The 10,052-nt window shown below is 42.4% G+C and carries 9 protein-coding genes, 1 pseudogene and 2 CRISPR repeat arrays; of the genes and pseudogenes, 2 read left to right on the forward strand and 8 right to left on the reverse strand.

The genetic code is table 11. The annotated features are described in order from the left end of the window. Positions 1-8 precede the first annotated feature (8 nt). The 6 genes from ACGH46_RS01770 to ACGH46_RS01795 all read right to left on the reverse strand — a co-directional run bounded on the left by ACGH46_RS01770 (position 9) and on the right by ACGH46_RS01795 (position 5,403). Positions 9-833: a hypothetical protein gene (locus tag ACGH46_RS01770; protein ID WP_411603758.1), complete on the reverse strand. Its 825-nt coding sequence runs from the start codon at positions 831-833 to the stop codon at positions 9-11. Positions 834-837: 4 nt separating this feature from the next. Further along, positions 838-1,485, reverse strand: a complete 648-nt coding sequence (locus tag ACGH46_RS01775; protein ID WP_411603762.1) for a DUF3164 family protein — start codon at positions 1,483-1,485, stop codon at positions 838-840. A 242-nt stretch (positions 1,486-1,727) separates the two neighbouring features. Continuing rightward, on the reverse strand, positions 1,728-2,018 hold the full coding sequence (locus tag ACGH46_RS01780; RefSeq protein ID WP_411603764.1) for a hypothetical protein: 291 nt from the start codon (positions 2,016-2,018) through the stop codon (positions 1,728-1,730). A 281-nt stretch (positions 2,019-2,299) separates the two neighbouring features. Further along, entirely contained in the window at positions 2,300-3,205 is a 906-nt protein-coding gene (locus ACGH46_RS01785; RefSeq protein ID WP_411603767.1) for an AAA family ATPase, read from the reverse strand. Positions 3,206-3,208: 3 nt separating this feature from the next. Then, entirely contained in the window at positions 3,209-5,179 is a 1,971-nt protein-coding gene (locus ACGH46_RS01790; RefSeq protein ID WP_411603770.1) for a transposase domain-containing protein, read from the reverse strand. Between the two features lie 11 nt (positions 5,180-5,190). Beyond that, positions 5,191-5,403, reverse strand: a complete 213-nt coding sequence (locus ACGH46_RS01795) for a helix-turn-helix domain-containing protein (protein WP_411603773.1) — start codon at positions 5,401-5,403, stop codon at positions 5,191-5,193. A gap of 238 nt (positions 5,404-5,641) precedes the next feature. On the opposite strand from ACGH46_RS01795, the gene ACGH46_RS01800 reads away from it, so the two are divergent. Further along, a complete protein-coding gene (locus ACGH46_RS01800) occupies positions 5,642-6,310 on the forward strand; it encodes a helix-turn-helix domain-containing protein (protein ID WP_411603776.1) in 669 nt (222 codons plus the stop codon). 234 nt (positions 6,311-6,544) lie between these two features. Then, a CRISPR array of direct repeats spans positions 6,545-7,429; the repeat unit is 29 nt; unit sequence GTGTTCCCTGTATACACAGGGATAAACCG. 470 nt (positions 7,430-7,899) lie between these two features. Then, positions 7,900-8,601: direct repeats of the CRISPR family, unit length 29 nt. 111 nt (positions 8,602-8,712) lie between these two features. Then, complete coding sequence (locus tag ACGH46_RS01805; protein WP_065557897.1) at positions 8,713-9,129, forward strand: hypothetical protein; 417 nt, start codon at positions 8,713-8,715, stop codon at positions 9,127-9,129. Positions 9,130-9,292: 163 nt separating this feature from the next. On the opposite strand, the gene ACGH46_RS01810 is transcribed toward ACGH46_RS01805, so the two are convergent. Both ACGH46_RS01810 and ACGH46_RS01815 read right to left on the reverse strand, forming a co-directional pair. Beyond that, complete coding sequence (locus tag ACGH46_RS01810) at positions 9,293-9,553, reverse strand: helix-turn-helix domain-containing protein (protein WP_267379425.1); 261 nt, start codon at positions 9,551-9,553, stop codon at positions 9,293-9,295. Then, positions 9,537-9,747, reverse strand: a pseudogene (locus tag ACGH46_RS01815) (type II toxin-antitoxin system RelE family toxin). Before ACGH46_RS01815 ends, ACGH46_RS01810 begins: the two are co-directional and overlap by 17 nt. Positions 9,748-10,052 lie beyond the last annotated feature (305 nt).

Below are 10,052 nucleotides of genomic sequence, written 5' to 3' on the forward strand. Positions count from 1 at the left end.
AACCCCCGTTAATTGTGGCACATGCCTGAATTGCAAAAAAAATCTAGCTGAGGGCTGTTTTGGTCAAATGGCGCCGTTTCCAATGGCACGCCATATTTGGTTAGCCACAAATGAGGGTGCTCGATTTGTATTTCTCGCTCGTGTTCACATGCCCGCCTGAAATCCTCCGGACAATTATTCCTCATCCACAGCCACTCGCTATCGTGACGATTGGGGCACATCCAGCACGCAGAGCGTGGCGGGGTGGGCAACCCACAATTTTCAACTATTTGGATTGCGTCTCGACGACTCAATAACATTTCGCACAACGGGTAAACTCTGCGCCATTTGCCTGTGGTTATTTTTACGCGGCGAATCTCATCAATCGATATCCCCATCCACATATCCCCCCCCCCCCGACGCGTCAGCTCGTCAGTACCAAATTTATCGTTCAGAAATCGCTCGACCACCTCGCGTTTCCACCTAGTTGAGCAATATGATGGCTGTTTGCCGTAACAGGTTCCGTCGAATTTTCTACCGTTGAGCTCGGAAAAATATCCAGCTAATACTGCACCATTGCTAGGCTGATACAAATCAACGTCCGTGTAATCTGATTTTTTGACAATGTGATATGGAATACCCATTTCATCACAAATAGGCTGCATATATTCGCGCTGGTAATCCAGCGCGGCTGACGATTCCCTCTCAGTGTCCGACATAACAACTAGGTCGGCGCGCGGCAGCGCTCCCGTAAACATTAAACATATTATTGCGTTAGACTGCACACCTCCGCCTGACGATAAAACATTGAGACGAACAGGGGTATAGCTACTAAAGGTTCTGGACAACTGCATAATATCAAACCCCCGACACACCTAACGATAGCGGGCGATATTCGTCGCTATCTCCGACTCGTTCGTAGATTCGAACATAGGTGCGATTACCCACAACCTGCAACGACACGTCCAGCGCGACCATTGCGCGACACCAGCGTTCGTCCTGAATATCCAGTCGTCGTAATTCCAGTAATCGACCCAATCTCAAACTGCCGTTTTTATCAGTGGCAAACGCTCTACTCACCACGGTTTTTAGCTCAGGTCTGGCGTTTTCAGCCCAGCTATTAACGCAATCAATAATCAGCTGTTTTGCAGCCAAAACGCGCTCGTCAGGTGCAACGCAATCGTAAACTGCGCGCTGAACTTTGTATCTACCGTCAAAACTAAATAGCGTCACGTTGCCCCGAGCACCTCCAACGTTAACATTATACTGCTCGGCAGATAACTCAACAAAAGCCTCAATGTCCCCCAAAATTTTCCCCTTGAAAAGTGACAACTCCCTGTTAAGCATTTTTGCGTGCTCAATAATTTCAGCCACAACCTGCTCGCGCTCCCTGTCAATCCCTCTAATCATTGATTCTGGGACTAGGGTACCTCTCGCGTCTCGCCAGTAGCCTGCAACCACCTGTTCGCTAGTGTACTGTTTATAAAATTCGTTTTCGTTATTCATATTCATCACTCCTCAATTTGATTAATGTGTAGTACTGTGATTGTCAGTGTTGATGTGACCCTGACTGAATTCTGTTAGGGCGTCTACTATACAGCGCCGTATCAGATCCGCCGTGCCCCTGTGCTCTCCACCAAATGACTCGCCGGTCACATAAACGTCAAACCCGTCGTCAGCAGCATTACGGGTTAACGCAACGCTAAAGACGCCTATTAGTCGATCTGTTTTTTTTGAAACTCTCATAATCACCTCTCGCTCCACACAAATCTACAACCGTGCTGATAAAAAAAACCGTTACGATGCAAACCATCACTGTCAGCCCACCCCAAACTCGCAACACCTGTCCGCAACAATTGCTGACACGCGTCATTGTTAAATAGTTGAATCTCTGGCGCACAACCGCCCTGAGTAACACTGATTTTTTGAATCGCAAACCCCTCTCGCGCCATTTTTAACGCAACCGCCGAAACGTCGATTAACGCCGCGGCAATTTCACCGGCGGTATACTGACGCCAGCCCCCACTGGATCCAAACATAATGACCTCCTAATTAATTAAATTCTCAGACCAAACAACACAACAACCACCGAACTCGAACGCACCCTGTTTAATCCGGCAGTGATTCCCTATATACCGATAGTGTGCCCGACCTGAACTAATCAGCGCCCGACACCTGTCGTTAACAAATAAAAAAATAGTGGGGCGCTGAGCGTTTCCAACAATCACCCTGTTAACCAAAAAACCGTCACTGGTGAGCTGAGACACCACCTGAGAAACGGTGCTCATTGTTGACGCTATTTCGCTATTCGAACCCATGATTAAACCCCCTCCAAATCCCTAATTGCCGCACTAATGTGCACCTCGCTAATTGCCGAATTACTACTATTTGCCAGTATTGCAGCTAGTGAGAGGGTTGTTTTAATAATACGTAACGCCCCTGCTCGTCGCCCTAATTCGTGCACCAATTTGCGCTCACGTTCGCCGTCAATACCCCACGCGTCGGCGATAGCGTCGATATCATCGGCAGTAACGTTGAGAATCGCTAATTTTTTTGCGATACGCGAAAACAGTCGTGCAAAATCAGTTTTACGTGTACCTCCCCCTGACAATTTTGAATAAATCTGGTGATTACCGCAGAGCACAACTCCGACGCCTGTCATTTCCTGAATTAGCCGAATTTCCTCCAAAACGTCGTAGGGCAGGTGGTCAGCTTCGTCAACAATTAGCAGCCCCTGAGTGCCTCGTAATTTTCGGCAAATGTGACTACTGAGTGCGCCAACACGTTTGGGCGCGTAATCCAGTTCGAGCGCGTACGCAATGTCGCTCAGACACTCAAGCAGCCGAGATGACGATGGGCGCGCGGTAATCAACCACGTGTTCGGTTTTTTTGCGTATTCAGTGATTGCGTTCGTTTTTCCAACCCCGCTGTTACCGTAGATAACCACAAAAACCCCAGAGATTTTTGCGTAATCCAGTGCGCTGAAAATTTTTTTACTGGTTGGCGTTCTAACAAAATTCGGTGCTACTCTCAGACTGCCTGCTGTGCGTCTATCCGCCAGCCAAACCGCCAATTTATCCGCAACACGCTGATTATCCCCAGCATACGAACCGTTAATAAACTGACTGAGGGTTGTGGGTGATATGCCGGACTGTTTAGCTATAACGCTATATTTTTCACCCCCCTCAACAGTTGACCGCACCTCGTTTCTGATATCAGTAAACATTCATCATTCCTCGCTCATTTCTGTTAGTTTTTTTAGTCCCAATTGGAATGCAGATTCAAAATCAATCACGTCAGCCAAATTGTCGTTATCAGAATCTGCCACCGTTTCCGCATTCACTGCCTGTAGAATCTCAATCGCTCCAGATTCTGTGCGTTCGGACAACTCAACGTTTGGCATCATTGCCTGAACCTCTAAAATCGACATACGTTTTTGATTTTTAGCCGCCTCTTTGTGTCGTTTAACAAATTGCGTGCGTTCGCGTTTATGTTCTCGGGCTGACTGGGTGTCGCCGAACGCAACCCTATCCAGACATTTGGCGTCACAGATAAACCGCCCGTCGAGCGTGTAAACCAGAACATGCTCGTGCAAATTGCGAGGATCGAATCGGACAACGATTTTATTCGGTCTGATACCAATCAGCCGCTCGTTGTAATAACGGTTTTTAGCACCACGGATTGAACCCCCCGCGTCAATTGTAAACGTGCCGTCGTGACGAACCGTGACAGCCTCGGACGGGAGCAGCAACAGCCGACGCTGTTCAGCTGTAGCTCGCCTAACCACACTGGACTGGTAGCCCGCGTTAAACGCGTCATCAAACGACATTACACCACCACAGACCTCAGTATTACGATTAGGTTTACTGTTAAACATTGCAATACCCTGTTCGAGTGCACGGAGGAAAACGGTAACGTCGACGGCATTTTTGCTGTTGTAGTTGTCCGGTTTTTCGAGCACGTTCGCACCTGTATATGCACCAGCCAGCAGCGGGTGTTTATCAACCAATTCACCCAGCCCACCGTGTGAAAATGCTCTCTCAATTGGTTTAGCCTGACCGTGCCCACGACCCAGCATTACGCTAGACCAGTGCAATTGGATACCCAGCAGAGGAATAATACCCAGCGGCTCGTCGGGTTTAATTCGGAATCGGTAGCGGTTTGGCACGCCCCCAGTCAACCATTTATTGGCTGCCGCCCGCGTGTTATCGATGGTGACGTGCCGAGGAACACCATACCGCTCAATAACGTCAGCCAACGACAATCGAATTGAATCGCTGTTTTCTGAAACGTCACAGTAATACGCCAGTATTTTACGGGTGCGAACATCCTGCCAAATCCACGTTTTAGGACGCAAAATCTCGCCGTTGTGCCAGCGAACAAACACGTTATGCAAATAGCCGTCCCCATTAATCCACTCTAGCGCACTCAACTCCTCAACACTGCGTTGCTGAGCAGGGTATAATTGCATCAATGCGTATTCACCCTCACGCCACAGTACGCGTTGTTGCGGGGTAATTTCTCGCTCAATTTTACGGCGAACGCTGGATAATGACGGGATTTTCCAACCCCGCTCGCTGGCGACGTCGCACAATAATTGATAACACGTGTTAAATGCAGGGCGTTCGGGTCTGAAATAACTGGCCACAAAAAAATCCCACGCATCGGCCGTCATATCAAAATGTCGAGAGGTATTATTACGTGTTGCGTGACCGGATATTAACGCTGGCAACAAATCAGACTGATCTAATTTTCTCGTTCTGAAATACCAGCGCCACACGCTACCAACAGCCTCCCCGTGGGCGTTGGCAACAGTCTCGATCGCCTCGGTCGTTTTAGTTCCCGAACCAACCAATTGACGGACGTCGATAACTGCAGCAGCTCGTTTTTTGGCGTCGGATTTTTGCCTGTCAGTTACGCGTTCCCAGCGCGTCCACAACGCCTCTGCACAATAATTTTTTTCTGTTGAATTAGGTCTATCCACGATCTGATTACCACCGACCAGCATTTTGTTTTTCGATTTCAATATGCGAGCCTGATCGTGTATAGATAAAGAGAAGAGGTTGTATTCATATACGCGCCCCTTTACCCCCAAGACTCTCCTACGCTTCCAATTTTCGGTTTTAGCCTTATACAAAACACCTTGAACAGTATTTGGCATACCTGAAATTTGACTCAATTCCTGTGCTGTAAGCCACATGGCGCACCTCATTATTTATATTGATAACGAGACGGCCAAATGTCTCTCGGCTCAAGTCCAAGCGCGCTAGCGATTATGCGCTCAGCCTTAGGGTAAGAGACTCTAAGGGCGTTATTTAACGTGCACGGGGCTAACCCAGCCCCAACTGAAAGACCTCTCAGGGTAATTCGTTTTTTGCGAAGCGCACATTTAATATCCTCTGGGTGCCAGTCCTGTCGATTCATATTTATTTCTCCGTCGTTTTATGTAAATATATAAAGTTAGTTCGCAAGTTTTTAAGATTGCGTTACGTCTTGATTTAAAGTTACTTTAAATCAAGCTGGTTTTTAAGTCAATACTCTTTAAATCAAAAAATTTAATTTATTTTTAGTTTTTAATTTAAGCAATTGATATATATTAATTAATTTTAGTTTAAAGATTTGTTTTTTAATTTAAAGTGATTTTTAAATCTGAGAGGTTTGAATGAAAGAATTATGGGTGCAATTAAAGGACATTGTTGCCACGAATGGAATGCCGTCAACAATTCAAGGCGTAACCTATAAGGCGAAAACCGAAAATTGGAAGCGCAGGAGAGTCTTGGGGGTAAAGGGGCGCGTATATGAATACGAAGTTTCGAGCATTCTTAATAAGGATAAAGATTTCGACAACAAGCTGCAGGAGCCTTCAGCCAAATACAATAGAATACCAGTCAATAATGATTTTTTTGATAACTATGTTATGGTTGGAGATCTGAGTGTTGAAACTGCTGATAATGGTGATTTAAACGTTAAGACGAACGGTATAGCACGAATTATATTAGCCAAGGATTTCGTGGAGCAACAAGGATTGGCAAACGCACAACTAGCAACATTTACAGCAACCGACGACAGCATGACAGACACGATTAACAACGGTGATACTCTCATGGTTAGCGTCTATAATGAAACCGAACTACAACGACCGCTGGATGGCATCTACGTAATTTTATTTAACAATGTATTAATGGTTAAACGACTGCAATACAACCCCGTGACAGCATCGTACAACATTATCAGTGATAACGCACAATATCAGTCGTTTACGATAACCCCTAAAGACGAACCCACATTTAGGGTCATCGCAAAATTGGAACGCGTGCTATCAAAAAAATAAAAGAGGGAGGAGTTTTTAAACGTTTTTTAAATTCAATTTAAACGGCTAACCGGCGTTATCGTGCTCAACGAAAATTTCGAGCCGGTTTGTGTTTTTATTTTCATTTTGGTTTTTTTGACATTTTATTTTTTTAATTTCTACAATCCCAGTTTCCACCAATATCCGTCCCATTTATTCCCGCAAATTTTTATTTAATCCCGATATTTTCATTATTAGTGGTTCATTACACTGCGCGTGTTCCCTGTATACACAGGGATAAACCGAATTAGAACTTGTTATTAAGGTGGAAAAAATGGTGTTCCCTGTATACACAGGGATAAACCGGGCGGTCGCATATGCTGCAATATCCTCAGCCTGTGTTCCCTGTATACACAGGGATAAACCGATATTTAGATAATAGATTCCCCAGCGTTAATTGTGTTCCCTGTATACACAGGGATAAACCGGGGATCGGTATATTGTTGATTCTATTTTTGATGTGTTCCCTGTATACACAGGGATAAACCGAGACCTAACTGCTAAAATCCAAATACAATTATGTGTTCCCTGTATACACAGGGATAAACCGTTTGGATTGGGTCCGAATGTTTCTATAGCAGAGTGTTCCCTGTATACACAGGGATAAACCGAAATACGTCAGTTACGTAATTTTTTTGATGCGGTGTTCCCTGTATACACAGGGATAAACCGGTTAGGCAAAGCTAGGCGTGAGGCAAATACACGTGTTCCCTGTATACACAGGGATAAACCGTACTTATCATGAAGCAACCTGCGACCACAAATGTGTTCCCTGTATACACAGGGATAAACCGCATTTAACCGGTATAATCCCGTCACCCAATTTGTGTTCCCTGTATACACAGGGATAAACCGCCGATTCCGAAGAATCCGATATTGCCGAAAAGGTGTTCTCTGTATACACAGGGATAAACCGATTGACAGATCAGCCGGTGCCCGACGCTCAGTGTGTTCCTTGTATACACAGGGATAAACCGGATATTCAATCAGCATACACTTTAGCAACACTGTGTTCCCTGTATACACAGGGATAAACCGAATAGAATTAAACGCCGAAATTCTTAGATGTGCGTGTTCCCTATGCACATAGGGATAAATCGTTCCCCCTCAAATAGGGTTATCTTTAAAATTATTGTGTTCCTTAAATACATAGGGATAGCCATTATTTTCAAAGATCTAAAAATTAATGCTTTGTTCAAACTCCTAATTATTTTTTCTGTTATAAAACTTCTAACTATTGTTATAACGTCTGTCTACGTATTAATGGTTATAACATTCGGCATAAAGCCGAATAAAACAAGAAGCTAAAGGTAAGATCAATATAAAGTCGTTCGTTAAAATCATCTACCAAAAAGTAACATGTTATCTTGTTCTCAAGAATTGCTCGGTGCGCAGTAAAAATTGCAAAAGAGTTTCCGTTAAAAAAACTCCATGATTGCAAGTAAGTATATGATAATTATAAAATTACATTCCTAATGTGTATTAAACTAAATTGCCTAAAAAAACAACAAAAAATCGGTAGAATTTTACACCTCCCTATTTTAATTAATAAACAATAGGTTATAATTAGAGTGTTCCCTATATACATAGGGATAAACCGAGTTTGAGCCAAACACTGAATTTACCGTGCTGGTGTTCCCTATATACATAGGGATAAACCGATAAGTTAAACTTTAAAAATTAGAAGCAAATTGTGTTCCCTATATACATAGGGATAAACCGGCGAGGGGATATAAACTACCAATTGAAACCATGTGTTCCCTATATACATAGGGATAAACCATATTCAATTAACAGCGGTTAAACTGGAATTAGCGTGTTCCCTATATACATAGGGATAAACCGTGACGCCGAATATAACGAAAATTTTGATAAATGTGTTCCCTATATACATAGGGATAAACCGGTTTTAATGAAATGACCAATAGCTTACGTGAAGTGTTCCCTATATACATAGGGATAAACCGTACTGTTTATTTATACATAACAATGACCATATCGTGTTCCCTATATACATAGGGATAAACCGTATCAACCAGATCATAACCAAATTCATAATTTGTGTTCCCTATATACATAGGGATAAACCTCCTGTGTTAAATAAAAAAAACGTCAAAATCATGTGTTCCCTATATACATAGGGATAAACCGACGATAGATTACCAGACAATCTGAGTTTTAAAGTGTTCCCTATATACATAGGGATAAACCGCGATTACAGGTAATTAAAAATGTTATTCGAGTGTGTTCCCTATACACATAGGGATAAACCGGTAGCAATCCTCTTTCAAATTCAATATGAGCAGTGACTGGAAGGGCTACTAAATAAACGTTGATTTAAAAGCATGAATTTCATACCATTATCCAAAAATCAAGGAGATAGTATGAAAAAAATTGTATTGTTTGGGATAATTGGTTTTATGTTGGTAGGGTGTTCATCGTCACCGGTGTCTAATGATGAAGCGGTAAACGTTCCTCAAAAGCGAATATACAACCAAAACATTTTTGAAAAAAAAGAAGATTCAGGAACAGTTATTATAAAAAGAGATAAAGGCTTTGTAAGTAGCGCATGTTCCGATTCTCTTTATGTTGATGGTGTTAAAATTGCTGATTTAAACCCATCTGAAAAAATCACAATTTATCCTCGGATTGGGAAGAGAGTTTTTAGCATGATAGCTAATAACATTTGTGGTGGTGGTCTGGTTGAGGTTGAAGGGGATGTTGAGAAAAACCAAGTTTTAACATATAGGATTGCTCATTCTTTAAATGGTGGATATGGTATTTATAGAACAGCGTTTTAAATGGACTAATCAACCATAGGAAAATGGTATAAAAAGTTATTCAAAAGGAGAAAGTAAATAAAACCCTTTAAGAGGGTTTTATTTAAAAATCTAGTAGCTCAGGCTTAATTTGTAGGGCCTCAGCAATTTTAATTCGCGTTGATTTCCTTAACTTTTGGATTTTTTAATATTGAGAATACGCCGATTGGCTGATGCCAATCCTATTCGCAACATCAACTTGGGATAAATTCAAATATTTACGCCATGCTTGAGCTGGTGAATAGTTATTATCAAAAACCATGTTTACCACCTCACTTGGTACGCCTGCTTCAGTGTCAATCTGCTTGGATTTTGATAACTCTAAATATTGAGTATACGGCATAACCACAAATTGAGGTTGCCCGAGTTCATTATTAATAAATTGTATATTAGTACGTGCGTTCATCGAGCTTTTTCTCCTCTTCAACAGAAACAATAAGGATAACACCATCAAAATTAAAAAACTCGATAATTTCCTACTCGCAATCTGTATTGATATTTATGATTAGTCAGCGCCTTTACATTAGCACAATTAGGCATATCAGCTAATGCTTCAGCTCTTGTCCCTGTAAAAAGCGAGTTACCTGTTGCTTTAGGAATACTTAGTCTATCTAACAAATGTCTATCAGAAAGTTCAAGATGTTCATATCCATTAATAATCTGATTATTTCCAGTATTATTTAAATCTAATTTTTTTAATTCAACCTCTACCGCTTCAATTTTATGATGTACTTTCGCTCTGACTTCAGTGCCAGTTATTTTGATGCGGGCGTATTTTAATAAGCGTAGTGAACGGGTTAAGGGTTCGGCTAAGCCGCCTACTAACAATCCTTCTAAGCTGTTTTTTAATCGTCCTTCTGCAAAACTATCGTCTGGTTTGGCTTGTAAATATTCGGTTATTGGGT

Origin of the sequence: Gilliamella sp. CG22, from assembly GCF_046635725.1 — a bacterium.
GTDB lineage: Bacteria > Pseudomonadota > Gammaproteobacteria > Enterobacterales > Orbaceae > Gilliamella > Gilliamella apicola_I.